Origin of the sequence: Candidatus Kuenenia sp., assembly GCF_027493735.1 — a bacterium.
Classification (GTDB): domain Bacteria; phylum Planctomycetota; class Brocadiia; order Brocadiales; family Brocadiaceae; genus Kuenenia; species Kuenenia stuttgartiensis_A.
The window spans coordinates 114399-138919 of record NZ_JAOSKF010000019.1 but is presented as its reverse complement, the minus strand read 5'-3'; the positions used below and the strand labels follow the sequence as shown (position 1 = coordinate 138919).

23 protein-coding genes and 2 pseudogenes are annotated in these 24521 nt (G+C 42.8%); 8 read left to right on the top strand and 17 right to left on the bottom strand.

Translation table 11 applies throughout. The features are described 5' to 3' along the window. Positions 1-644: 644 nt before the first annotated feature. Positions 645-2702 carry a thioredoxin domain-containing protein gene (locus M5U24_RS12045; protein ID WP_172953496.1) on the top strand — a complete coding sequence of 686 codons (2058 nt, stop codon included), beginning with the start codon at positions 645-647 and terminating at the stop codon, positions 2700-2702. Positions 2703-3017: 315 nt separating this feature from the next. Here the strand turns inward: M5U24_RS12045 and M5U24_RS12040 are convergent, their stop codons facing one another. Further along, positions 3018-3197, bottom strand: coding sequence for a hypothetical protein (locus M5U24_RS12040; RefSeq protein ID WP_099326509.1), 180 nt, complete (start codon positions 3195-3197; stop codon positions 3018-3020). Then, positions 3194-3346 carry a DUF433 domain-containing protein gene (locus tag M5U24_RS12035; protein WP_099326508.1) on the bottom strand — a complete coding sequence of 51 codons (153 nt, stop codon included), beginning with the start codon at positions 3344-3346 and terminating at the stop codon, positions 3194-3196. The genes M5U24_RS12040 and M5U24_RS12035 overlap by 4 nt, the downstream gene beginning before the upstream one ends. Positions 3347-3485: 139 nt before the next feature. Between M5U24_RS12035 and M5U24_RS12030 the strand changes: the two genes are divergently transcribed. After that, positions 3486-4019 (top strand): winged helix-turn-helix domain-containing protein, encoded by a 534-nt coding sequence (locus M5U24_RS12030; protein ID WP_099326507.1) that lies wholly within the window; start codon positions 3486-3488, stop codon positions 4017-4019. Between the two features lie 10 nt (positions 4020-4029). Beyond that, positions 4030-4557: an IS630 family transposase gene (locus M5U24_RS12025; protein ID WP_099326506.1), complete on the top strand. Its 528-nt coding sequence runs from the start codon at positions 4030-4032 to the stop codon at positions 4555-4557. Positions 4558-4690: 133 nt separating this feature from the next. Here M5U24_RS12025 and M5U24_RS12020 read toward each other — a convergent pair whose 3' ends face one another. The 7 genes from M5U24_RS12020 to M5U24_RS11990 form a co-directional block, all read right to left on the bottom strand. After that, positions 4691-5143 carry a hypothetical protein gene (locus tag M5U24_RS12020; protein ID WP_197705245.1) on the bottom strand — a complete coding sequence of 151 codons (453 nt, stop codon included), beginning with the start codon at positions 5141-5143 and terminating at the stop codon, positions 4691-4693. A 46-nt stretch (positions 5144-5189) separates the two neighbouring features. Next, a complete protein-coding gene (locus M5U24_RS12015; RefSeq protein WP_099326505.1) occupies positions 5190-6941 on the bottom strand; it encodes a hypothetical protein in 1752 nt (583 codons plus the stop codon). After that, positions 6938-7546, bottom strand: a complete 609-nt coding sequence (locus tag M5U24_RS12010; protein ID WP_099326504.1) for a V-type ATP synthase subunit D — start codon at positions 7544-7546, stop codon at positions 6938-6940. Before M5U24_RS12010 ends, M5U24_RS12015 begins: the two co-directional genes overlap by 4 nt. A gap of 599 nt (positions 7547-8145) precedes the next feature. After that, positions 8146-9459, bottom strand: coding sequence for a V-type ATP synthase subunit B (locus tag M5U24_RS12005; protein ID WP_099326503.1), 1314 nt, complete (start codon positions 9457-9459; stop codon positions 8146-8148). Then, the gene (locus M5U24_RS12000; RefSeq protein WP_099326502.1) at positions 9440-11209 is read right to left on the bottom strand and encodes a V-type ATP synthase subunit A; all 1770 of its coding nucleotides are present in this window, start codon (positions 11207-11209) and stop codon (positions 9440-9442) included. The genes M5U24_RS12005 and M5U24_RS12000 overlap by 20 nt, the downstream gene beginning before the upstream one ends. After that, a complete protein-coding gene (locus M5U24_RS11995) occupies positions 11199-11741 on the bottom strand; it encodes a DUF2764 family protein (RefSeq protein WP_099326501.1) in 543 nt (180 codons plus the stop codon). The genes M5U24_RS12000 and M5U24_RS11995 overlap by 11 nt, the downstream gene beginning before the upstream one ends. Then, positions 11742-12374 carry a hypothetical protein gene (locus tag M5U24_RS11990; RefSeq protein ID WP_099326500.1) on the bottom strand — a complete coding sequence of 211 codons (633 nt, stop codon included), beginning with the start codon at positions 12372-12374 and terminating at the stop codon, positions 11742-11744. 1224 nt (positions 12375-13598) lie between these two features. Between M5U24_RS11990 and M5U24_RS11985 the strand changes: the two genes are divergently transcribed. From M5U24_RS11985 to M5U24_RS11965, 5 genes are all read left to right on the top strand, one after another. Then, on the top strand, positions 13599-14147 hold the full coding sequence (locus M5U24_RS11985; RefSeq protein WP_169702782.1) for a winged helix-turn-helix domain-containing protein: 549 nt from the start codon (positions 13599-13601) through the stop codon (positions 14145-14147). Between the two features lie 309 nt (positions 14148-14456). Further along, the gene (locus M5U24_RS11980) at positions 14457-14942 is read left to right on the top strand and encodes a hypothetical protein (RefSeq protein WP_298202563.1); all 486 of its coding nucleotides are present in this window, start codon (positions 14457-14459) and stop codon (positions 14940-14942) included. Positions 14943-15130: 188 nt separating this feature from the next. Then, complete coding sequence (locus M5U24_RS11975) at positions 15131-15757, top strand: hypothetical protein (protein ID WP_197705244.1); 627 nt, start codon at positions 15131-15133, stop codon at positions 15755-15757. Between the two features lie 117 nt (positions 15758-15874). Continuing rightward, positions 15875-16165 (top strand): hypothetical protein, encoded by a 291-nt coding sequence (locus M5U24_RS11970; protein ID WP_099326497.1) that lies wholly within the window; start codon positions 15875-15877, stop codon positions 16163-16165. Between the two features lie 269 nt (positions 16166-16434). Continuing rightward, positions 16435-17538, top strand: coding sequence for an IS4-like element ISCku3 family transposase (locus tag M5U24_RS11965; RefSeq protein ID WP_099323887.1), 1104 nt, complete (start codon positions 16435-16437; stop codon positions 17536-17538). 248 nt (positions 17539-17786) lie between these two features. On the opposite strand, the gene M5U24_RS11960 is transcribed toward M5U24_RS11965, so the two are convergent. The 8 genes and pseudogenes from M5U24_RS11960 to M5U24_RS11925 all read right to left on the bottom strand — a co-directional run bounded on the left by M5U24_RS11960 (position 17787) and on the right by M5U24_RS11925 (position 23020). Next, the gene (locus tag M5U24_RS11960) at positions 17787-18731 is read right to left on the bottom strand and encodes an NADP-dependent oxidoreductase (protein ID WP_298202562.1); all 945 of its coding nucleotides are present in this window, start codon (positions 18729-18731) and stop codon (positions 17787-17789) included. 304 nt (positions 18732-19035) lie between these two features. Next, a pseudogene (locus M5U24_RS11955) lies at positions 19036-19218 on the bottom strand (tyrosine-type recombinase/integrase); the annotation flags it as partial. Between the two features lie 63 nt (positions 19219-19281). Further along, the gene (locus M5U24_RS11950) at positions 19282-19530 is read right to left on the bottom strand and encodes a hypothetical protein (RefSeq protein WP_298202560.1); all 249 of its coding nucleotides are present in this window, start codon (positions 19528-19530) and stop codon (positions 19282-19284) included. A gap of 904 nt (positions 19531-20434) precedes the next feature. Continuing rightward, entirely contained in the window at positions 20435-21007 is a 573-nt protein-coding gene (wrbA, locus tag M5U24_RS11945) for an NAD(P)H:quinone oxidoreductase (RefSeq protein WP_298202558.1), read from the bottom strand. Between the two features lie 394 nt (positions 21008-21401). Beyond that, positions 21402-21584 (bottom strand): annotated as a pseudogene (locus M5U24_RS11940) (tyrosine-type recombinase/integrase); the annotation flags it as partial. A gap of 63 nt (positions 21585-21647) precedes the next feature. Further along, complete coding sequence (locus tag M5U24_RS11935) at positions 21648-21899, bottom strand: hypothetical protein (RefSeq protein WP_157820706.1); 252 nt, start codon at positions 21897-21899, stop codon at positions 21648-21650. Between the two features lie 120 nt (positions 21900-22019). Further along, a complete protein-coding gene (locus tag M5U24_RS11930; protein ID WP_298202555.1) occupies positions 22020-22256 on the bottom strand; it encodes a hypothetical protein in 237 nt (78 codons plus the stop codon). 587 nt (positions 22257-22843) lie between these two features. Then, entirely contained in the window at positions 22844-23020 is a 177-nt protein-coding gene (locus M5U24_RS11925) for a hypothetical protein (protein WP_298202554.1), read from the bottom strand. Positions 23021-24521: the final 1501 nt, after the last annotated feature.

The following is a 24521-nucleotide window of genomic DNA, read 5'->3' as shown; positions in this document are numbered from 1 at the left end:
GAATCATTGCGGTATGCCTCTGAAGCAGTGAGAGAGGGGAGCATTCCTGATTTTTTGTAACAGTTTAGATTTTTGGAAAACAAAAATGCTCGTTCCCAAGCTCCGGCTTGGGAACGTAATTGCGTTGGAAGCTCTAGCTTCCATTTAGCCGGCAAGCGAAGCTTCGTGTATTATTCGATTCAAAAGATGTTTCTAAATATCTTGGGTAACATACTGAAAAGCCTCCAAGCTGACATCATGGGTTCATTCCCTTTTCCATTCGAAGCTGGAGCTTCTCAAACAATCCCGTTCCCAAGCCGGAGCTTGGGAACGAGCGGTTTTTTTCATAGGACTAAAGTATTACAATTCTTTGTAAAAAAACAAAATGTGTGAAGATATACAAAAAATCGGGAATGCACCCGTGAGAGAGCGCGAAATTCCTTTGGTACTAACAAAATGAATTTTCTGATCGAAAATGCCCTTTCGCCTTTACTTGCCGATGGACTCCGCAATGCAGGGTATGATACTATCCATTGTACGTGAATATGGATTATCATTTGCCGATGACGTTACTATCCTTCGGCGAGCTACTAAAGAAAATCGAATACTCGTTTCAGCTGATACTGACTACCGTATTCATATTCGACAACTACCAATTACTGAAAATGAAAACAAATAAACCAAACCATCTTATACATGAGAAAAGCCCTTACCTGCAACAACATGCTTACAATCCTGTGGATTGGTATCCATGGGGCAAAGAAGCCTTTGAAAAGGCGAAAGCGGAAAGTAAAGTAATTTTTCTTTCTATTGGATATTCTACCTGCCACTGGTGTCACGTAATGGAGACCGAATCTTTTGAGGACGAAGAGGTAGCCAAAATATTAAACGAATATTACGTTGCAATAAAGGTGGATAGAGAAGAACGCCCCGATATTGATAACGTTTATATGACCGTTTGCCAGGCGATGACCGGTAGCGGCGGCTGGCCTCTCACGCTCTTTCTTACCTCTGAGGGGAAACCTTTTTACGCGGGCACATATTTCCCAAAAACCGAACGTTTAGGCAATCCGGGTTTAATCGCTCTACTGACGCAAATTGCCAATTTATGGAATACAAACAAGGAAAGCATCATTGCTTCCAGCTTGCAGGTAACAAAGCTCATAGATACCGAAACAGCTTCAAAAGGCGAAGAAAAACCCGACGTCCGGACACTAAAAACAGCCTATGAACAATTGAGTGACCGTTTTGATTCTCTGTACGGCGGTTTCGGAACATCACCAAAATTCCCCACACCACATAATTTCACATTTCTCCTCAGGTGGTGGAAACGCAGCAACAACGCATTCGCCCTGGAAATGGTTGAGAAGTCTCTTGAATTAATGGCAAGAGGCGGCATCCATGACCATTTAGGCGGCGGGTTTCACAGGTATTCCACCGATGAATACTGGTTAACGCCTCATTTCGAAAAAATGCTGTATGACCAGGCATTACTTGCCATTTCGTATATCGAAACCTATCAGGCGACCAAAAAAGATCTTTATTCAGCAATAGCAAAGGATATTTTTGATTATGTATTACGCGACATGACGTCGCCCGAAGGCGGTTTTTATTCCGCAGAAGATGCCGACAGCGAGGGCATTGAGGGGAAATTTTACGTATGGAAACCGGAAGAAATCAAAGAAGCCCTCGGGGAAAAGGATGGAAACATCTTTTGTGATTTTTATGACGTGTCGGACATTGGCAATTTTGAAGATAAAAATATATTGCACGCAGACAAACCACTGCATATTGCAGCTAAACTGGAAAATATGTCGCCGGATGCCCTTGAAAAACGGCTTGCCAATAGCCGCAAAAAACTACTTTCAATACGGGAAAAACGTATTAAGCCCCATAAAGACACGAAGATTATCACCTCATGGAATGGTCTTATGATTTCCGCCTTATCCAGGGGCGCACAGGCTATGGATGAACCAAAATACACAAACGTCGCAATGTGCGCCGCCGACTTTATACTGAATACGCTATTGCAGGAAAACAAGATATTACTCCGGCGTTATTGCCAGGGAGAATCCGCAATAGCGGGGTTTCTTGACGATTACGCATTTTTCGTGAACGGGTTAATCGACCTTTATGAAGCGACTTTTCAGGAAAAATATCTTCAGGCAGCTTTACAGATTAATGAAGAAATGATCAAAAACTTTTTAGATGAAAATGAAGGCGGGTTTTTCTTAAGCGGCAAGTCAAACGAAAAACTCTTCACACAAACTAAAGATATTTATGATGGCGCTACTCCCTCGGGAAATTCTATCGCATTGCTCAATCTATTGCGATTAGGAAGGATTACCGGAAACCCTTCTTATGAAGCGTTAGCGGATAATCTTATAAAGACATTTTCCGGCACCATCCTCCAGTATCCTTCCGGATATACACAATTCATGTGCGCCCTTGACTTTGCATTAGGTCCCACAAAAGAAATTATCGTTGCGGGAGAACGTGAAGGGAATGATACAAAAGATATTCTCAGGGAAATAAGAAGCCGTTTTTTACCAAACAAAGTATTGCTTCTTCACCCCTCAAACGGCATATTTATTGAGGAAATAGCACCTTATACAAAAGAACTAATTCCCATAGAAGGCCGGTCAACCGTCTATATGTGCGAGAATTATTCCTGTAAAAAACCCGTATCCGATAAAAACGCAGTCATACAACTTTTGGAATAACAACAGAATTTGTAACACTTTGTAACAGTTTAGATTTTTGAAAAATTCATGGGATAGAAAAAATACCATGTAGCCCCGTTAGGGGCGGTCTGTTTGTAGCGCAATAAAATTCAATAGGATAAATAGCTCCATAGGAGCGGCCTGTCCGTATTCAGGCAAACCTGTTTAATATGGATTTACAAGAGACAGGTCGCTCCTAATTGTAGAGACAGGTTTCAAACCTGTCTCTACGATCTGTTATAATATCCTATTTTGCTACAAACAGGCTGCTCCTACGGAGCTTATAGGTAATACGTTTTTCAAAAGACTGAAATGTTACCATAAATTAATAAGCTTTTTACAAAAAATCGGGAATGCACCCCTTATCGTAACATACTTGCCATGCCAGCTCTGCTCTTTTGTATCGATTACGTCAATGCCTCGCTCTCTTAAAAAAGGAAGTACCTTTGGGGAAATATTTTCATCTGTGAGAATCCTTATTTCACAGAATTTCATTGGTTAGTTTCCAACTCCAGGTAAATTTCATTTTTACAAGACCGGGCTGCATAGCATAAGCAGGCGTGAATATCCTCAACGGTTAAATGGGGATAATCCTTCAATATTTCTTCTTCGGACACATCGGATGCTAATATATAACTGCGCATAATTAAACAGACATCATTTCTTCGTAAGCCATATTTCACGGTGCTTGCATGGAAATGAATATTGACAACGAAATAAAAAAGGGTTACATTATGGCCTCTTGTGCGTATAAATAATAATACATTACAAAACGGAGGCCTTATGCAAGCCTTGAAAGCAAAGGGGAATCGGCAAACGATTAAGAAGTTAGTCGCGTTGAAAAAATCAGCTCAGGAAGATTCTGCGTATCGAATGGCAACGCGATTGCATGCGGTTATTCTTAACCTGGAAGGCCGCCCACCCGGAGACGTTGCGGAGATTTTAAAAGTAAACCGCACCAATGTTCCAGCATGGATTCGCGCGTGGAATCAATACGGAATTGACGGCTTATTACAGGGACACCGCTGCGGGCGACCAGCCGGACTAAGTCTGGATGAAAAAGAAAGACTCCTTGATATTATTGAGAGCGGCCCCATCGCTTATGGCTATGATACTGGGGTGTGGACATCCGTAATCATTGCAAAGACAATCGAAAATGAGTTTGGCCTCGAATATCATCCGGGACATGTGCGGAAGCTCTTGAAGCAGATTGGAATTTCTTTCCAGCGCCCAACCTATCGATTAGTAAAGGCCGATCCTGTCGCTCGTAACAAGTGGACCCGGTACACTTACCCCACATTAAAAAAAAGCCGCTGAAGAAAAAGCGCTGATTGTTTTTGAAGACGAAGCGTCGTTCCGCCAAAGTCCCACACTCCATGCCACGTGGGCGCCACGACATGTTCAGCCAGAAGTTTTGTCCGGTGGGCAACGCAATACCCAGAAAATATTCGGGGCGGTTGCTGTGCTTACCGGACAATCTTTATTCCGCCGCAGGGAAGCCCAATTCAATCATGAAACCTACGTTGAGTTCCTGGAGGATATGACAAAGTTTTTTTTCAGGCGAGGCCACCGCATTTACTTTATCCAGGATAATGCGTCATACCACAAGCATCCCACCACGTACGAATGGTTCTCTAAAAACCGGAAATACACGGAAGTGTTTAATTTGCCACCTTATTCGCCAGACTTTAACGCGCAGGAAAAGCTCTGGAAATATACACGCAAACAAGCAACTCATAATCGGTATCATGAAACAGAAACCGACCTCTGCGCCGCACTAACTCACACTTTCGATACCATGCAAAATAATCCAGAGTTGATCATCCCTTTAGTGGCGCAGTTCTGCAGTCCATAATGTCTGTTTAATATTGCGCAGTTATATAGATCAAGGATAAACTCTACCGTAATCCTTGTTCCTTTAATGATTGGCTTTCCACCAAGTATCTTTGGATTTACTGTGATTCTTCCATAGTTTCTCTTCTGACTACTTAAACAAGCGTTTTACCTATAAAAACCAGAACAAACAAGGCAACTGTCTCAATGACCCCGAGGGCCATAAGATAGTTACCGAATCCCTGCCCTGTCTCCGCCAGTGCGTCGGATGCCCCTGCACCTGCACGCCCCTGCATCCATGCAGAAAGCCCCATTGCAAAACCTCCCAGAAACCCAGCCCCCAGCAAGACTGGAAATGCCGCACCTGTGACAGCGGCCTTCATTATATTTCCCATCAAAATCATGCCGTAAATAGTCTGGGATAATGGCGCCCCCACAAATGCAACCAGCATAAACGGAGCAGACTTATTCTGGGCATAGCACTTTTTCCATCCACCGATAGCTGCTGCCCCTGCCGCTCCCGTCCCAAGGCATGACCCTATCGCCGCCATAACAAGCGCCACCATCGCACCCAATCTACCAATAGAAATAACTGTATTCGAATCCATTGCCATAAGCACTCCTTTCTTGTCTGTTTATAAAAGCTCCATGATTTTATCTTCTTTGTTTTCTTGAAAACGGGGTATAGGGAATACCTTTCCATTGCACTCCCACATGGCCGGAAAATTCTAACGTATTCAACCGCACGCCATGCACCAGGATGCCCAGCGCCATAAGTGCAACATTAAGCCCGTGTCCCAGGAAAAGAATCAATGCCGCGATGAATCCTGCAAAAACGCTGCTGATTCCCTTTCCCAATGCCATTTCGTTAAAACTCATTGCTACGGCGAGCGAAGCGCTGCCAACGGCAAAAAGACGGATGTAAGAGATAACATCAACGAAGTTACTGATTACATTAAGAGGAAACATCATAAGGTCAGGCCAGTCTTTTTTTATTTTTTTTGGAGAAGTGGTAAAGAGAACCACGCAACCTAATGAGGCAAACAGCAAATAGTAACCCCACGCGGGAAACGCTGTATCAAGGATCATTGTGCGTGCAGTGATATACATCAACCATGTCATACCTATCCATCCAATCTGTGCAATAGCCCTCGGACTATTCATTATTCTCATTGCATTCCATGCATGCGCAACTGTCAGGTGGATAGCTCCAATCATAAAACAGAGGTGCATTATATTCTTTTCATTATTAAGCCACTCTATATGCAACATTTTTAATGAGGCGGGAATATTGCTTGCGCCAAAATAATTTCCCGTCAGAATCCCCCATACTATCGTGCATACGCTGAGAATACCCAACAGGAAAAACGGGGCAGGCGGCGCTTTAGAAAAAATCCTTCTTGCTACAATGGTTATAACCAGAAAAAGGGCGCCGTATCCGGCGTCGCCTATCAATAGCGCGGAAAATACACTGATAAAGATCAGAAAGACGCCGCTTATATCCTTTTCCCTATAACCTGGCAGTATATTAATCATGTCGAATATTGTCCTGACAGGCTCCACCCACTTTGGATTCCGTATAAGGGTAGGCACGTCATCCTCCGCTGACGGATCGGCAATAACGGAACCACAGCCTTGCAGCGCAGGAGCTTTCAGGATTTCCGCCACCTTGTCTGCGGGACAAAACCCCTGAAGATAGACAATATCTTCCGCGCTTCCCATGCCTGCCTTTACTTCCAAAAGGTGTATCTTTTCTTTCGTCATCAGAAGAGCTTCGTTCATTACATGCCATTCGCCTCCCAATCGCTCAAATTCCCTGGTAATTGATTTCAACTCTTCTTCGGCGTTAATAAGAGCCGCCTCTACTTCTGCCAGAGATTTCCCGGTGACATGAAATTCTTCATAATCGCACCGGAAATCACCATCTCCGGCAATTACAAAATAAACAAAATTCTTATCTTTATTAACAATGAATAAGAATGTATCCTCTGGCGCTATAACAGGCTGGTGAGAGGGGGAACGAAAAAGACGAATGTTTATTCCCTCTTTTGTCAGTGAAGCAACAAGCGCAGGGTCAAAATTCCCATAGGGCTGCACCCGTTGTTTTTCGTAGTTCAATTTTTCACATACCTCTTCCTGTTCTTTACGGCGTTGAACAAGTTTCTCAACTTTTTCAAGCGTACTTTGTGCCGCATCGCCGGACGGTCTATCCTCTGTATTCAAAGGTATCATGCCGATCGCCCTCTGCAGCCTCCCGTAATATTCCTTTTCCTTTTTCAGTTCACGACAAACAGGCTGTTTCATATGAGTGACGTGCAATACACCCAATTCATATAATGCATTCAGCACCATTTCCTGGTCATCCTTCAGGCATAAGAGTGTAATCTTCTTCATTGGTGTTATCATGCACCCGTCCTTACATTCTGAAATTTGCGTTTCGCCATTTTTGCCCTAACCACGGCCGCTGTTTGTTCGTCCGCAAGATAAATTCTGATTTTTCTTATATTTTCTATACATTCAGGGATTTTCACCTTTTCAAACAGATTCACACGCTGCGAGGTCACGCGAAGCTCATCCGACAGTAGTTCCTTTTGCCGTTCATAAATATTCATCTCTATACGAAGTTTTATCAAACGCTCCAGCACATCAATCCCATCGTCAACCCATGGGGGAGTGGCATAAAAATCTACAGGGTTGCGCTCGTATTCCACTTTGTCAAATACCGGAATACTAACCCCGGCAATATTGCCAATGCTGCATTTCACTTCCTTAACTCTGATATAAAAGCCGATATCAATATCTTCTGCAAACAAACATATCCATGCGTCAAGGTCATCATCCCATATACGTTTCTCCTCTTTTTTCTGTTCCGCTATAAGATGATCTATCTTCCTGACTTCAATCTGAAGCTGCATTTTCTTCAGCTCCAGTGTAGGGAGATAACGTTTATAACGACGTAAGGCGTCACGCTGGGCTTTGAGTTCATTTTTTGTAAATTTAACCTTCGACATAATTATTTATTGTTAGTCTGTAACAATTTGTATTAGTTTGGCTTTTCAAAAAGATATTCACGTGTACCTTGTTATATAACAGGAATAAAACATTTGTCCTCAGTACTCAGTACTCAATAGGAAAGGGAGCATTCCTGATTTTTTGTAACAGTTTAGATTTTTGAAAAACAAAAATGCTCGTTCCCAAGCTCCGGCTTGGGAACGTAATTGCGTTGGAAGCTCTAGCTTCCATTTAGCCGGCAAGCGAAGCTTCGTGTATTATTCGATTCAAAAGAGGTTTCCAAATATCTTGGATAACATACTGAAAAGCCTCCAAACTAACATCATGGGTTCATTCCCTTTTCCATTCGAAGCTGGAGCTTCTCAAACAAACCCGTTCCCAAGCCGGAGCTTGGGAACGAGCGGTTTTTTTCATAGGACTAAAGTATTACAATTCTTTGTAAAAAAACAAAATGTGTGAAGATATACAAAAAATCGAGAATGCACCCGTCCTCAATCAACAATCTGTAATTTTGCCTATTGCCGGCTGTACAGTATCCCACATAATATAAGGGGTAAAGGGGTTGTTAATCTCAGTTTATTGAGAAGTTACGATAATATTATGAAGCACCAATGCGTGCGGCAGCCGGCCAGAATTTTTCAATCAACCTTGTTGTAATACCCGTTTCAGCAGGCTGAAAGCAATCTGCAAGTATTTGCCACCCAAGGTTAAGGGCTTGTTCCAAAGGGATATTGACATTCAAATCCATCATTTCGCGTTCAAAACGTTCGCCATATTTCAACAACTTGTTGTCCCATGCGCTCATCCGGAATCCCATGGACTGTTTTTCGATACTTTCTTTATACCTGGCATATATCTGTATCATGGAGTCCATAATGGCGCGATGGTCTTCGCGTGTTTTGTTATTAACATGTTGTTTGAGGCGGCTCAGCGAACCAAAAGGCTCTATCCTTCCGTTCTTCAGATAAAACTGCCCTTCGGTAATGTAGCCGGTATTGTCCGGTATCGGATGCGTAACATCGTCGCCCGGCATTGTCGTCACGGCAAGGATGGTGATAGACCCTGCGCCCTCGAAATTGACCGCCTTCTCGTATCGCGATGCAAGCTGACTGTACAGGTCGCCTGGGTAGCCCCGGTTTGAAGGTATCTGTTCCATCGTATTTGCGATTTCTTTAATAGAATCGGCAAAATTTGTCATGTCAGTCAGTAAGACCAGCACCCGTTTCCCCTGCAAGGCAAACTGTTCTGCAACCGCAAGGCACAAATCCGGCACAAGAATACACTCAACCGTGGGATCAGCCGCCGTGTGAATAAAAAGTATCGACCTTGTTATAGCGCCGCTTTTCTCCAGAATATCTCTGAAAAAAAGATAATCATCATATTTAAGCCCCATTCCGCCAAGTATGATGATATCCACTTTTGCCTGCAGCGCAATCCTCGCCAGCAGGGGATTGTATGGTTCTCCGGCAATGGAAAATATCGGGAGTTTTTGTGATTCCACAAGGGTATTAAATACGTCAATCATTGGGATTCCTGTTTGTATCATATTTTCAGGAATTATACGTTTAACAGGGTTTACCGAAGGCCCGCCGATATCAATCAGATTTTCAGTAATTGCCGGTCCCTTATCGCGCGGTTCTCCACTTCCGGTAAAGATACGTCCGAGCAGGAATTTAGAAAACGGCGTTTTCATCGAATGTCCCAGAAAATTAATCTCGGCGTTTGTGGACATTCCCCTAGTTCCCGCAAGGACTTGCAGTGACACCCTGTCACCTTCAAGCCTGATAACCTGGGCAATGGAACTACCTTCCGCTGTTGTTATTTTTGCCAGTTCTCCATAGGAAACGTCTTCGGCAATAACAGTGATAACGTTCCCGACAATTTGTTCAATTTTATTGTATATCCTGCGCACTTTCCCCCCCGAGCATTTTGTCCAATTCCGTTTCGATCGCCTGAAATTCATCAGACTCCATGGCGGTATAATTCCAATCTCTTGTTTTTTGTGTCAGCGTATGGAAAAAAGCCCTCGCTGCATCTTTGCCGGCAAACGACATTTTCGCGCCAAGTATTTTTACCATCTTGCCAAATGTATATTTTTGCCTTTCGCCCGAAGATGCCACGTCCACGACATGAAACGCATTTTGCTGCATGTAGGCAGCGTCAAGGTACTCGCTTTTCAGGTAAGTGATAAAGTCATCAATAGACGTGCCTTCTTCGCCCACCACCTTCATCATCTGTGCAATATCATTGCCGTCTCTGAGGATTTTTAGCGCCAACAGCAGGTATTCCGCCTGAACAATACCATTGTACTTGCTCCAGCTTTCAAGGGGATGAATGGAGGGGTATCTTCTCGCATCTGAACGTTCTTTTGACAACCCATGAAATGCACCGACTACTTTGAGAGTTGCCTGCGTAACCGGCTCGTCAAAATTTCCGCCGGCGGGGCTGACAGTGCCGCCTATGGTAACAGACCCCACAGATCCGTCATGCAGTCTCACTATCGCCGCGCGTTCATAAAATGCGGCAATAACAGACTCAAGATAGGCGGGGTATGCTTCATCGCCCGGTATTTCTTCCATACGCCCCGATACTTCCCGAAGCGCCTGCGCCCACCGTGATGTGGAATCCGCCAGCAGCAATACGTGCAATCCCATCTGCCGGTAATATTCCGCCAGCGTCACCCCAGTATATACAGAAGCCTCGCGGGCTGCCACAGGCATTGAACTGGTGTTGCAAATAATCACCGTTCGTTCCATAAGACTTTTTCCTGTTCGTGGGTCGGTAATCCGCGGAAATTCACGAAGCGTTTCCACCACTTCCCCAGCCCTTTCTCCGCATGCGGCGACAACAACAATATCAGCATCCGCATTTCTGCTTATAAGCTGCTGCAACACCGTCTTGCCCGCGCCAAAAGGACCTGGAACACAAAACGTCCCCCCCTTTGCCGCCGGAAAAAACGTGTCAAGAATTCTGATCTTTGTCATAAGGGTTTCCGTAGGCATCAGCCGTTCACTGTAACATTTCAGGGGTACTTTAACCGGCCACTTCTGAACCATAGTCACCTTTACGAGCGCTCCTTTACTATCCTTTAGCTCCGCTATTGTCTCATCCACCCGGTATGAGCCATGCCCCGCGACCCATTCAACGCAATATCTGCCGCGGAGCGAAAAAGGCACCATGATGCGGTGAGAAAAAATCCCTTCAGGCACAGTGCCAATGGAGTCGCCGGCTCTTAGCACATCTCCTTTTTTTACGACAGGTGTAAATTTCCATTCCTTATCCCTCGGAATGGCGTCCATGTATACCCCACGTTTTAAAAAGAAACCGCACTCTCTTGCAAGTTCAGGAAGAGGATTTTGAAGACCGTCAAAAATTTGTGTAAGCAAACCGGGTCCCAGCTCTGCCGCCAGTAGTTCTCCTGAAAAATCAACATGCCCCCCTACTTTCAACCATCTCGGATCTTCCAGTATCTGCACGTCGGCATAACGGCCCCTTATCCGTATAACCTCCGCCTTCAGACGTACATCTTCCAGCATAATGTAAGCCAGTTCATTCTGCCTTAACATTCCATAAAATTCTACGGTTATCATATTGCCGTTTATGCCTACAATTCTTCCGCAGTGGCAATTTGCACTTTCAATGCTTCCGCATTTACATCCCATAGCATATTTCCCCGGAATTAGTCACAATGAGTTTTTCCAACACTTCACGCCCCTTTTCATCATTCAATGATTTCCACCTCATTATCAATTTCAGCTTAATCACATAAGAAAAAATGGATGACATGCCGAAAAAATCAGCCCTTGCCATATCATCAAGGAGTTTCCATCGATATTTGTCCAAAGCACGTTCTTTATCGAGGGGATTGTGTTTGCTGAGCGCCTCTGCAACAATCTTCGCAGCATTTATGTCAATCTTCTTATCTCCCCGCAGGAACTGATGTGAATCGATATTTAATCTTGCAGATCTAGCCGCAGCAAGGGCATTTTTCAACTGATTTTCAGCGTAAAGCCATTTCCTGACAAATGCATGCCGTGCGGATTCTGGCCGCCCGTCTATAACGTATTCGAGATCCTTCCTGTCCTGAGAAGCAAGCATATTTTTGCATGACTCAAAGAATTCCCTGGGGGTGAATGAAACATCACCCTCTAAAGTAAGCGGAATAAGGCTTGCGACCAGATAATAATAGGCCATTCAATCCTCCTTCGCAATGTCATTTGCAACGCGGTGAATAATCCCGGCAAGGTGTGGTTTTAGAAAATAACAAATAGCATCAGCAATCGCTTCCTGTGTAAAATCGTGAAATACGGCGTCAGATTTCATCGACACTTTAAATCCTTTGATTATTTTATCATCAACATGTATTTCTATTCCTTCCCGAAACTGTTCCCGGTATTTTTCCATAAACAATTTTACCACCGTTTTTTGATCTTCCGGACTAAGCAGCATATTGATCCTGCCTTCCGCAAACCCCTTTTCTGCATATGCAGACGCCAGCTTTATCATCATCTGAATAAGGGTATCAGGTGAAAGCGCCTCGCCTACAGAATGAAAGGCTATTTCTCTAAACAGGGTATCAATGCCTTTGCCTACGGTTATTAGAACATCTCTTCCCGCATGTGCTATAGTTTTGGCGCCATGCTCGGCAAACAACCTGGCGTCAAGCTCCGCCTTTTCAAGCATTTCTTTTGCCTTCATTTCCGCTTCTTTTACTATCCCGGCAGCTTTTTCTCTGGCGTCTGAGATGATCCTCATTGCCTCTTTATCCGCTTTATCAATACCTTCTTTTTGTATTCGGTTCAGCAGGTTCTGTAAATTTTGTTCCATACGATAGATTCCTTAATGATGGAGAATACTATTTCTTTAAAGGTGTGTGTTATAACTTTTTTTCCTCCGTCGAAACAGTCACGGCTCTTGTAACAATTTATGCTTTGACAAAGCAGGGACGAAGGATGTGGATCCTTGAGCAGTATTTGACTATTTCAAATGCTTCACCCCTTACAGTGTCACATACATCGTTCTTGCCGGAATTTCCAAAAACAAACTTGTAGTCAAATTTTTATGTGGAGCATTATTATTAAAGCGTTTTGTGCAAGGTTAATCCACAAAAATATTCCCGTTGCTTCACATGATTTTCCGACAAAGGATTCTTATTACAATTACATTTTTTGCAACAGTTTAGTATTCTGAAAATGGCAACTGTTTCACCTTTCAAAATATCAGAAGGTATATAAATTACACAAAGAAAAAAACGGAGTTGCCATGGGTGCATTCCCGATTTTTTGTATATCTTCACACATTTTGTTTTTTTACAAAGAATTGTAATACTTTAGTCCTATGAAAAAAACCGCCCGTTCCCAAGCTCCGGCTTGAGAACGGGATTGTTTGAGAAGCTCCCGCTTCGAATGGAAAAGGGAATGAACCCATAATGTCAGCTTGGAGGCTTTTCAGTATGTTACCCAAGATATTTGGAAACCTCTTTTGAATCGAATAATACACGAAGCTTCGCTTGCCGGCTAAATGGAAGCTAGAGCTTCCAACGCAATTACGTTCCCAAGCCGGACAGACTGGGTCAAATGAACTTTATTGTCTCAAAAGTGGGGACAACTCTTCGCATTATGCCTGTTTTCGACCCTATTTAGTGCTGTTTTCCCATTAAAGTGGAGAATGCCTGTCGTAAAATAGGATAAAATTGCCCATTTGACCCAGTCTGCGGAGCTTGGGAACGAGCATTTTTATTTTTCAAAAATCTAAACTGTTACAAAAAATCAAGAATGCTCCCAGTTGCCATTCTGTGCACATGAAACGAAATTTAGGAGCCGGTCAATTTATGCTTCATTACAGGAAAGGGGCGCGTGGGGTTATAAGGAAGCAAACCTTTTGTCACGCACACTACACTATATAACTGCGCATAATTAAATATACATCATTTCTTCGTAAGCCATATTTCACGGTGCTTGTATGGAAATGAATATTGACAACGAAATAAAAAAGGTTACATTATGGCCTCTTGTGCGTATAAATAATAATACATTACAAAACGGAGGCCTTATGCAAGCCTTGAAAGCAAAGGGGAATCGGCAAACGATTAAGAAGTTAGTCGCGTTGAAAAAATCAGCTCAGGAAGATTCTGCGTATCGAATGGCAACGCGATTGCATGCGGTTATTCTTAACCTGGAAGGCCGCCCACCCGGAGACGTTGCGGAGACTTTAAAAGTAAACCGCACCAATGTTCCAGCATGGATTCGCACGTGGAATCAATACGGAATTGACGGCTTATTAGAGGGACACCGCTGCGGGCGACCAGCCGGACTAAGTCTGGATGAAAAAGAAAGGCTCCTTGATATTGTTGAGAGCGGCCCCATTGCTTATGGCTATGATACTGGGGTATGGACATCCGTAATCATTGCAAAGACAATCGAAAATGAGTTTGGCCTCGAATATCATCCGGGGCATGTGCGGAAGCTCTTGAAGCAGATTGGAATTTCTTTCCAGCGCCCAACCTATCGATTAGTAAAGGCCGATCCTGTCGCTCGTAACAAGTGGACCCGGTACACTTACCCCACATTAAAAAAAAAGCCGCTGAAGAAAAAGCGCTGATTGTTTTTGAAGACGAAGCGTCGTTCCGCCAAAGTCCGACACTGCACGCCACGTGGGCGCCACGATATGTTTAGCCAGAAGTTCTGTCCGGTGCTGTCCAGTTTTTGGGGTACATTATATACACCCAAAATAGGGTATTGGCAGAGGCTTATTTTTAATATACAGTGCAAAATATTTCTTTTTTAAGAAAGGTATTTCTGTTTCTTTTCCAAAATACATTTCAGGTTGTTATTCCCCGCCACGCTATCGATTGTTTATTCATTTTTTTGTCATACAGGACATCTATGTTTTATTTATAAGGAGAGTTGAATGAAGTTAAAGAAGAGAGGGAGTTGTTTTAAAAGCTGTCTTAGGGTTTTACCGTTAATCCCGTTACTATGCTTGGCTCTGTGTCAAACATCTTTATTTGGGGCAGTTGTGCCGGGTGTTTACAAAGTAACCATTAAGGCGGACAAGATTAAAATAGCAGAGGATACATGGACGCTTTCGAGTAACGGAGAATTTAAAGGAGAAGCCCTGGGTATTAAGAGTGAGTGGGAAGACACGGGAAATAATACTTTCAAAATCAAAACAGACAAGCAGGAAGTTATAGATGGGATTATGAAAAATTTTTATTTAATAGGCCTAAACGACTCTGATTTCTCGATAAGCATCAAAAAAATGACAATCACAGGGACTTCTAACGGAAATACTATAAAAGGAGATATTAAAACAAATTTCCGCATAAAGATTAAAGACCCGGTAAAAACAACCCTCAACACAAATGGCAGCGTAAGCTTTAAAGGTGAGCAGTAAATATAAAAAGTAAATTCTGTGCTTGCCTGTCACGCGGTAATAGTCAACAGCAAGCATTTGACGCTGGTTACGTTATCCCTGAACCAGACAACACGGCTCTGTCGTGTTTTGCAGGATTTATGTAATGTTTTTTTAATAAAAACGTAATGAAAGATGCACGCTGATTTAATAAAAAGGAGGCTGTAATAATGAGGGAAAACAAACGGCTTATCGGAATACCCATGTTAGTTCTTTTGGTGATAGTATTTTTATCTGATAGTTTTTTCTACGGGCATGAGACGTCAGGCAAATATGTATCGGCTGCTATCCCTGACGGCCTTTCTGAAAATCACAGTGAATATAACCGCAATCAGGAGGAGCCGCCGGCCATGGTGGAATTGTTTCATCAATTGATGGAGAAAAGAAGAGGGGATCACACCGCATTGAAAGCAGCTTCGCAACACCCTGTGTTGGAGAGGAATGGCATAAAAGGCAAAGGGAAAAGACCGGCAAACTACCGGCGCGGTAGAGGAATAACCCCTTATGGAAAAAGCAACACGTCTGAGGCTGATTCCATAACCGCAAAGACAAAAACCAATGAGTTACTATCCAGTAACGGCGGAGGGGATATGGAATACCAGTTTCTGTTTAAATTCGGCTTCCTTAGCCTTGTTGATGGAGAATTTAGACTTCCTAGTGGTGTTGCGACGGACAGCGCCGGCAACATAATAGTTGCCGATACCGACAATCATCGCATTCAGATATTTGATTCATCGGGTGTATTTCTGCGGGGAGCATTCCCGATTTTTTGCAAAAAAACAATCAGTAGGGGTTAACAGTAACGTAGAGACAGGTTTCAAACTTGTCTTTTACCGCTTGAAAATGACAGAAACAACCCTGACAGGGTTAATTAAACAAGATGTTTGCTATACAATATCTGTCAACCAACAGGCATGTGCGAATATTTACAAAAAATCAGGAATGCACCCGGCAATAAGGCGCATTCCCGATTTTTTGTGACCGTATGTGTGATTGGAGCAAAACAACGCTGCCAGGGGTTAATACTACTGTACGTTTCATTAAAACATGGCAGAAGTCACAAAAAACCTGGAATGCACATTTGCCTGGATCGACCCCACAAGGGCATGAAAGCCGCAAGGGATGTGGCAAGCCTGTCCCCCGCTGGCGGGGGATTAAGGGGGTGGAATTGTCTGCGGAGGAAATCTGAGAGGTTTATAACATGAATAGTCATAAGTTTTTCTTTTCATAGTCCTACGCTCTGCGTGGAAATGCATGTTACAAAACAGGATAAAATTGTACATTTGACCAGTCTGCGGAGCGTGGGAAAGAGGGTCAAATTTGTTTTCATAATAAAGGGGTAGTTGAATCGATGGAGAAATCCAGTCCACCCCCTGCACCCCATAAGCGCTAACTTGTTTTATTGACAAATTTTATTCATCATGGTATTTTTATGTTAATTATCCCGCTAATCACTCTATAGGAGGATAAAGCCATGATGAGAGAAGATTGGGATCTTCTAAGAACTTTCTTCCCAAACGATTGGAAAAGTTTAGCCGTTGATACAAATGCTTTAAAAGGCTTGCGCAAGGATAAATCTGAAGAAAAGCTTCTTCGAACATTATTAATTCATTTAGGATGTGGCTATTCATTGCGTGAAACAGTAGTTCGAGCCAAGCGTGCTAACTTAGCAGATTTATCCGATGTTGCCTTATTAAAGCGATTAAAAAAGAGCAAAGAATGGCTATATAAATTATGTTTATCTTTATTCCGTGAGCGTGGCCTCCAAATTAATAAACGGAATAATTTTCATCTTCGCTTATTTGATGCAACAACAGTAAAGGAACCTGGGAAAACAGGAAGTCTTTGGCGCATTCATTATAGTATTGAGGTTCCTTCATTATCTTGCGATTTCTTTAAACTTACGGGAACTGAAGGAGAAGGCACAGGAGAATCTTTTCGGCAGTTTCCGATGAAAAAAGATGATTATATTATAGCTGACAGAGGTTACTGTACTGGCCAAGGAATTCATCATGCAACAAGGAAAGGCGCTTATCTTAGCGTTAGAGTTAATTCGCAATCTCTACGGATATTCGGCGAAGAAAAGAAACCCTTTCCTTTATTGAAAGAAATCCAATATTTAAAAAGACCCCTTGCTATAAAATCATGGAACGTTTTTATTCCAAACGTTGATAATACTGAATATGTCAAAGGTCGTCTTTGTATAATACGCAAAACAGAAGAAGCCATTAAAATAGCTCATAAAAAACTTAAAAGACATGCAAGCAAAAAGGGCATTGAACTAAAACCGGAGACCCTTATTTATGCCAAGTACGTAATAGTATTCACAACGTTTCCTGAAAATCAATTTACCGCTTTTGATATCTTAGAATGGTATCGAGTTCGATGGCAAATTGAACTGGTCTTTAAAAGATTTAAACAAATAGCACAATTTGGACACTTACCTAAATACGATGATGATAGCTCAAAAGCTTGGCTTTATGGCAAACTATTCGTTGCTCTTTTGACAGAAAAACTAATAGATTTTGCTACGTCTTTTTCCCCCTGGGGATACTTCATTGTCAAGCAAGAAGACTAAAAGCAAATGGCGTGAATTTGCTTTTATGCTTAATCAAGTAAAACGGGCTATAGAACCAGCGTTATCATTACAGGAAGTTCTTAAGTGCTGGAATGACATTGCTTGTTCTTTAGCAGAAAATACAAGAATCCGAAAAACACAGATATCAAAATACTTCGAGCATACCTAAAACAAGTTAGCGCTTATGCCCCTGCACCCCCGCCAGCGGGGGACATAGATTGTTCGGCGCGGTATTGTACGAAGTCTTCTTATAGCTTAACAATCACTTTGCCCACAGTTCGACCGGATTCAATTTGTACATGGGCATCCGCCATATTCTCAAACGGGAAGATTTTTGAAACGTGAGGTTTCAGTTCGTCGTTTTCGAGCATAGCTTTCAGGGTATTCATGTCTTCACCGCTCGACTGGACAAGGATGAACTCCAGTTTGATCTTGCGTTGGTCCGCCTCTAACTGAATATCTTCCGGGAATTGATGGGTGGGCAAGGAGACGATTTTGCCACCGCCTTTGACGACTTTAAGAGAGTTCTCAAGGACCTCACCACCAATGCCGTCAAGGACGAAGTCTATATTCGACAGGACCTCTTCGAACTTCTGCTCACGGTAGTCAATGTGCTCATCTGCGCCGAGTGACATGATGAAATCGCGGTTCCTGGCAGAGGAGGTGGCAATCACATATGCGTCGAGTCCCTTGGCCATCTGAATTGCGAAATGTCCAACACCACCAGAACCGGCGTGGATTAGAATGCGGTCACCCTTTTTGACACGAGGCCGTAACACCTGCAGTGCGGTCAGTGCGGCCAGTGTGGTTGCCGCAGCTTCTTCGAATGTTACCTTTTCCGGCATAACAGCGATGTGGTAGGCCGGTGATGCAACGTACTCGGCATAGGCTTTGCCCTGGCCTGGAAAATTAACCATGCCGAACACCTTGTCGCCAACCTCAAATCCGCTGACCTCTTCGCCGACCGCAACAACGATTCCGGCAATATCCCAGCCAAGGATGACCGGACGATCTTCCGTACCCATAATCGTAGTTATGGTTTCATCCATCCGTCTCACTTTTACATCTACCGGGTTAATGCTGATTGCTTTCGTTTCAACCAACACTTCGTCTGCCTTGATCTCAGGCTTCTCGACTTCTCTCAGAACCAGATTTTCAACGGCCCCTGCTTCATTCAGTACATATGCTTTCATAATGTGCTCCTTCCCGTTTTCATAAGTGGAGGCAGGTGTATTCCTGATTTTTGCAAATATTCGCACCTACCTGTTGGCGAACAGGTATTGTATCGCAAACATCTTGCTTGATTAACCCTGACAGGGTTTGGCACTGTCAGGGTTGTTTCTGTCATTTTCAAGCGGTAAAAGACAGGTTTGAAACCTGTCTCTACGTTACTGTTAACCCCTACTTATTGTTTTTTTGCAAAAATCGAAATGCACCCGTAGAGGCAGGACTATTCCTGCGTTCATTTATTCTGGCCCCCAACAATAATTAGACTGATCAGTATAAAGACCCCGCTTTTGGTTCATCAATTGGACTTCGCACTCCTTTTGAACAGTAATTCAGCACATGCGTGTAAATCATAGTAGTTTTAACATCCTTGTGTCCCAGCAATTCTTGAATAGTACTAATGTCATAACCTGATTCCAAAAGATGGATGGCGAATGAATGGCGAAAGGTGTGGCGCCAATAATTTCACTTAAGCTGAGAATCTCTGGTTCATTTATTGTGGGTCTTTGCAGTATATCATCTCATATTAATATTCGAATCCTCTGTGGTATTCATCATGAGTGTTTCTAATTCCAGTATGATATCGGGCAGAGACCCATCTGGAAGAATATCTTTTGAAAAATCGTTATCTATTGAAATAAGTTCATAACGGCTTTTGGAATATTTATTTGACGCAGGTTCAAGCTCCATTTTTGCCCGTAATTTACAGCTTAAGTTTCCACTCACTTTCATTTTAACCGAGCCGCTTCCGGAGGAGGTGTTCATTCATTTTAATTTTGCACGTTAGTTTCACAGTAGACCCACCCCCACTAATACGGTAGCTTGTTTTTATAATGTTACCCTGTACGCGTACCTTCCAAGATGACAGTATAGATGCCGTCGAATGACTTTCAATTCTTCTTCCACTGCGACCAATCCGCAATGTAGTGGGTAATCGAACTGCCTGATTGTTCAAATTTATTGATGGTGTCACCGGAAACAACTTCCCCCGCCATAATATTCCTGGCACGTATTTTCTCTTATAAGTATCCCAAGAATAGTATTCACCGCTATAGTCTGCTGCCAGCAATGTTTCAGAGATATAAAATACCTAAAGTACTACCTGTAGAACAACTTTTACCTGTTTCATTTTTTAGATCCTTCATTTCAGTATGCGCGTTTTAAAATACCCTATTCGTGTTTTCTACTCACGTTTTCGCAATATTTTGTAATACTATAGTTTTTTGAAAAATTCCAACAATAGCGATGTTTGCCGCAATAGTGTGGAGGCGAAGCATTTGCTATAAATTGTTATAAATAATTTCATACCCAAACGGGCAAATGCTTCGCCCCTACTTTTTTAAAAAACTAAAGTGTTACCAATATTTACGCATGGATACCATGATCAACTCTATCTGGTGGATTTGATTTGATACCAGATTAAATACAAACAATTTTATGAATTCTATCTGTCCAGTCTCCACGTTCCTCCAGGGAGTAAAACAGGGTTTCATTTCACCCACAATGGTAATGTCTTCTATTGAATTCTTACCTATCCCACTGTAATTAGTTAGCTTAGGTACTTTTTGACAAAAAAGGCACTTCAGGAGTTCTGATGTTTTGATCTATAGGGAAACCTATATTTCCAAATACACCACCAATGCTTTTTATTTATTACCCAGGCAAGTTGTCAGGCCGTTTGCTTTCTGGTAATTTCCGCCACGTGAGCTCCCTGGAAACGGGCGATTTTTTTTTCATTCTCCGACGGCTGACGACTACCATCTATATCAGCAAGAGTACTCGCTCCATAGGGTGACCCGCCGGTGATTTCGCTCATGTTCATTATTTCCTGACATGAATAGGGCACTCCCACGATGATCATACCGTGGTGTAACAATGTGGTGTGGAATGAGGTAATTGTGGTCTCCTGTCCGCCGTGTTGTGTGGCAGTGGATATGAACACGCTGCCCACCTTGCCAATCAAACTGCCGCTTAGCCACAACTGGCCGGTCCGATCCAGGAAATTGCGCATCTGTGCACACATATTGCCGAAGCGTGTCGGCGTGCCGAATATGATTGCATCGTAGTTCGGCAACTCTTCCACTTCCGCAATCGGCGCCGCCTGATCGAGCTTTGCGCCAGCCTTTCGTGCCACCTCTTCCGGCACAAGATCGGGCACGCGTTTTATGATGACCTCTGTGTCTTCGACGGAGCGCACGCCTTCAGCCACCGCTTTCGCCATAGTTTCGACATGGCCATACATGCTATAGTAATGATCTCAGGCTTCTCGACTTCTCTCAGAACCAGATTTTCAACGGCCCCTGCTTCATTCAGTACATATGCTTTCATAATGTGCTCCTTCCCGTTTTCATAAGTGGAGGCAGGTGTATTCCTGATTTTTTGCAAATATTCGCACCTACCTGTTGGCGAACAGGTATTGTATCGCAAACATCTTGCTTGATTAACCCTGACAGGGTTTGGAACCCTGTCAGGGTTGTTTCTGTCATTTTCAAGCGGTAAAAGACAGGTTTGAAACCTGTCTCTACGTTACTGTTAACCCCTACTTATTGTTTTTTTGCAAAAAATCGGGAATGCACCCGTAGAGGCAGGACTATTCCTGCTGTTTATTTTCTGGCGCCCAACAATAATTAGACTGATCAGTATAAAGACCCCGCTTTTGGTTCATCAATTGGACTTCGCACTCCTTTTGAACAGTAATTCAGCACATGCGTGTAAATCATAGTAGTTTTAACATCCTTGTGTCCCAGCAATTCTTGAATAGTACTAATGTCATAACCTGATTCCAAAAGATGGATGGCGAATGAATGGCGAAAGGTGTGGCGCCAATAATTTCACTTAAGCTGAGAATCTCTGGTTCATTTATTGTGGGTCTTTGCAGTATATCATCTCATATTAATATTCGAATCCTCTGTGGTATTCATCATGAGTGTTTCTAATTCCAGTATGATATCGGGCAGAGACCCATCTGGAAGAATATCTTTTGAAAAATCGTTATCTATTGAAATAAGTTCATAACGGCTTTTGGAATATTTATTTGACGCAGGTTCAAGCTCCATTTTTGCCCGCAATTTACAGCTTAAGTTTCCACTAACTTTCATTTTAACCGAGCCGCTTCCGGAGGAGGTTCCGTTCATTTTAAATTTGCACGTTAGTTTCACAGTAGACCCACCCCCACTAATACGGTAGCTTGTTTTTATAATGTTACCCTGTACGGTACCTTCCAAGATGACAGTATAGATGCCGTCGAATGACTTTCAATTCTTCTTCCACTGCGACCAATCCGCAATGTAGTGGGTAATCGAACTGCCTGATTGTTCAAATTTATTGATGGTGTCACCGGAAACAACTTCCCCGCCATAATATTCCTGGCACGTATTTTTCTTTATAGTATCCCAAGAATAGTATTCACCGCTATAGTCTGCTGCCAGCAATGTTTCAGAGATATAAAATACTAAAGATACTACCTGTAGAACAACTTTTACCTGTTTCATTTTTTAGATCCTTCATTTCAGTATGCGCGTTTTAAAATACCCTATTCGTGTTTTCTACTCACGTTTTCGCAATATTTTGTAATACTATAGTTTTTTGAAAAATTCCAACAATAGCGATGTTTGCCGCAATAGTGTGGAGGCGAAGCATTTGCTATAAATTGTTATAAATAATTTCATACTCAAACGGGCAAATGCTTCGCTCCTACTTTTTCAAAAAACTAAAGTGTTACCAATATTTACGCATGGATACCGTTTCTTTTTTATAATTTTTAAATAATTTCATACCCAAACAATCTTCCCCCTCTTTTAACTAAATTTCCAATATTTACATATACCATATCAAACTCCTATCTTAATTTGATTTGATACCAGATTAAATACAAACAAATTTTGATCAGATTTTCCCTTCCATCTCCACGTTCCTGAGGGAAAACATCTTCCATTTCCCCCACATTATGTCTTCTTTATTCTTACCTATCCCACTTATTAGTTATTGTTTTTGAAAATTTTCTATGTTTTGATCTATGGGGAAACCGATATTTCCAAATACACCACCAATGCTTTTTATTTATTACCCAGGCAAGTTGTCAGGCCGTTTGCTTTCTGGTAATTTCCGCCACGTGAGCTCCCTGGAAACGGGCGATTTTTTTTTCATTCTCCGACGGCTGACGACTACCATCTATATCAGCAAGAGTACTCGCTCCATAGGGTGACCCGCCGGTGATTTCGCTCATGTTCATTATTTCCTGACATGAATAGGGCACTCCCACGATGATCATACCGTGGTGTAACAGGGGGGGGGGGGGGTTATTTTGTTTTTTGTTGGGGGGTGGGGGGGGGGGGGAGGGGGAACCCCCCCCCCACCAACCAACCCACCCCCCCCCCAACCCAACCCAACCGAGCAAAGAAAGAGAGTGTGTATGCGCACAGAAAAAGGAGGGGGGGGGGGGGGGGGGGAAGGGTTTGATTTGGTGGGGGATCCCCTCCCCCCCCCCCCCCCCCCCCGCGGGCGGGGGGGGGCGGGGCCGCGCCTTCCCACCCCCCCCCCCCCCACAAGGGGGGGCGCGTGTTTGGGATTCCCCTGTGTTTTTGAGGGGGGCCCCCCCCCCCACCCCCCCCTTCCCCCATAGTTTCGACATGGCCATACATGCTATAATAAAGAACTAAAATTCTTGTCATGTTGTACCTCCTTCTTTTGTGTGATTGTGCAGCAAACCTGGCGTTCACGCTAAAATCGCGAGGTCAAGGTTAAAATAAGGTTGGGTTTTTAAAAGGTAAAAACTCAACGGCGTTCTTTTTTACCCACCCATCAATCCCCTCCCAAGAGGGGACTTATCAAATTTCCCCTCTTGGGAAAGGTTGGAGTGGGTTCGTTCATTTCTTAACTAAAAAAAGGAAAACAAAAATGCCTTTTTTAAAAAACGTGACACTTTAATTTTTTGAAAAATTAAAACAATAGCGATGTTAGCCGTATAGTGTAGAGGCGAAGCATTTGCTATAAATTGTTACAAATAGGTTCATACTCAAACGGGCAAATACTTCGCCCCTACTTTTTCAAAAAACTAAAGTGTTACAAAAAAACTTATTTTTAAGGATATATTTAAAATTTACCTTTGTAAATACCCTATTTTGGGTGTATATAAAATACATGCCTGCTTTTGGATTAAATGGATAACGTGTGCTTGCGTTTCTGCAAAATTAGGTAGGGCTGTTAAAAGGCAAAAAACCAACGGCATTCTTTTTACCCACCCCTCAATCCCCTCCCAAGAGGGGACTTATCAAATTCCTCTATATGGAGAAGGGTAAGGGGTTGGGTTGTTTATTGCTTAAATAAAAATATTGAAAATTTCTAAACATTTAATGTAGTGACAAAGCACTCCTTGCCACTACAAATCATATCCCCTATAGGCAGATTTTTTCCAAAATAAAATGTTACAAATTTATTCATTGGAAATATAGAATACTTGAACCATCACAGCCCGCGATTAAACATGCACCTCAAAAGCTGAAAACTCGGGCAAGAGCTGCTCGACATTCATATAAAATATTTATTTCGGGGTTTCCTCGTAAAAATGAATTTATGTGATATAATACTATCGGAACGGGGAGAGAGTTATTGAGGTTCAACGTTCCTCAAGGCATAGTCGAGAAGGAAAACATGTGCCTAAGAAAGTGTGATTTAAAAGCTGTTTGTTATAAGTTTTTAAACGACCGCTCCCTGTTCCATTTAAATGATCTTTGAAGTAGCCAGTAACATCAAAAGAA

What these genes read in the sequence shown, in the direction of transcription:
- M5U24_RS12045 (WP_172953496.1), top strand. Translation starts at nt 645, where the DNA reads ATGAAAACAAATAAACCAAACCATCTTATACATGAGAAAAGCCCTTAC.
- M5U24_RS12040 (WP_099326509.1), bottom strand. Translation starts at nt 3,197, where the DNA reads ATGAAATTCTGTGAAATAAGGATTCTCACAGATGAAAATATTTCCCCA.
- M5U24_RS12035 (WP_099326508.1), bottom strand. Translation starts at nt 3,346, where the DNA reads ATGCGCAGTTATATATTAGCATCCGATGTGTCCGAAGAAGAAATATTG.
- M5U24_RS12030 (WP_099326507.1), top strand. Translation starts at nt 3,486, where the DNA reads ATGCAAGCCTTGAAAGCAAAGGGGAATCGGCAAACGATTAAGAAGTTA.
- M5U24_RS12020 (WP_197705245.1), bottom strand. Translation starts at nt 5,143, where the DNA reads ATGGATTCGAATACAGTTATTTCTATTGGTAGATTGGGTGCGATGGTG.
- M5U24_RS12015 (WP_099326505.1), bottom strand. Translation starts at nt 6,941, where the DNA reads ATGATAACACCAATGAAGAAGATTACACTCTTATGCCTGAAGGATGAC.
- M5U24_RS12010 (WP_099326504.1), bottom strand. Translation starts at nt 7,546, where the DNA reads ATGTCGAAGGTTAAATTTACAAAAAATGAACTCAAAGCCCAGCGTGAC.
- M5U24_RS12000 (WP_099326502.1), bottom strand. Translation starts at nt 11,209, where the DNA reads ATGGGATGTAAATGCGGAAGCATTGAAAGTGCAAATTGCCACTGCGGA.
- M5U24_RS11995 (WP_099326501.1), bottom strand. Translation starts at nt 11,741, where the DNA reads ATGGCCTATTATTATCTGGTCGCAAGCCTTATTCCGCTTACTTTAGAG.
- M5U24_RS11990 (WP_099326500.1), bottom strand. Translation starts at nt 12,374, where the DNA reads ATGGAACAAAATTTACAGAACCTGCTGAACCGAATACAAAAAGAAGGT.
- M5U24_RS11985 (WP_169702782.1), top strand. Translation starts at nt 13,599, where the DNA reads ATGCAAGCCTTGAAAGCAAAGGGGAATCGGCAAACGATTAAGAAGTTA.
- M5U24_RS11980 (WP_298202563.1), top strand. Translation starts at nt 14,457, where the DNA reads ATGAAGTTAAAGAAGAGAGGGAGTTGTTTTAAAAGCTGTCTTAGGGTT.
- M5U24_RS11975 (WP_197705244.1), top strand. Translation starts at nt 15,131, where the DNA reads ATGAGGGAAAACAAACGGCTTATCGGAATACCCATGTTAGTTCTTTTG.
- M5U24_RS11970 (WP_099326497.1), top strand. Translation starts at nt 15,875, where the DNA reads ATGTGCGAATATTTACAAAAAATCAGGAATGCACCCGGCAATAAGGCG.
- M5U24_RS11965 (WP_099323887.1), top strand. Translation starts at nt 16,435, where the DNA reads ATGATGAGAGAAGATTGGGATCTTCTAAGAACTTTCTTCCCAAACGAT.
- M5U24_RS11960 (WP_298202562.1), bottom strand. Translation starts at nt 18,731, where the DNA reads ATGAAAGCATATGTACTGAATGAAGCAGGGGCCGTTGAAAATCTGGTT.
- M5U24_RS11950 (WP_298202560.1), bottom strand. Translation starts at nt 19,530, where the DNA reads ATGAACACCTCCTCCGGAAGCGGCTCGGTTAAAATGAAAGTGAGTGGA.
- wrbA (WP_298202558.1), bottom strand. Translation starts at nt 21,007, where the DNA reads ATGTATGGCCATGTCGAAACTATGGCGAAAGCGGTGGCTGAAGGCGTG.
- M5U24_RS11935 (WP_157820706.1), bottom strand. Translation starts at nt 21,899, where the DNA reads ATGAACGGAACCTCCTCCGGAAGCGGCTCGGTTAAAATGAAAGTTAGT.
- M5U24_RS11930 (WP_298202555.1), bottom strand. Translation starts at nt 22,256, where the DNA reads ATGAAACAGGTAAAAGTTGTTCTACAGGTAGTATCTTTAGTATTTTAT.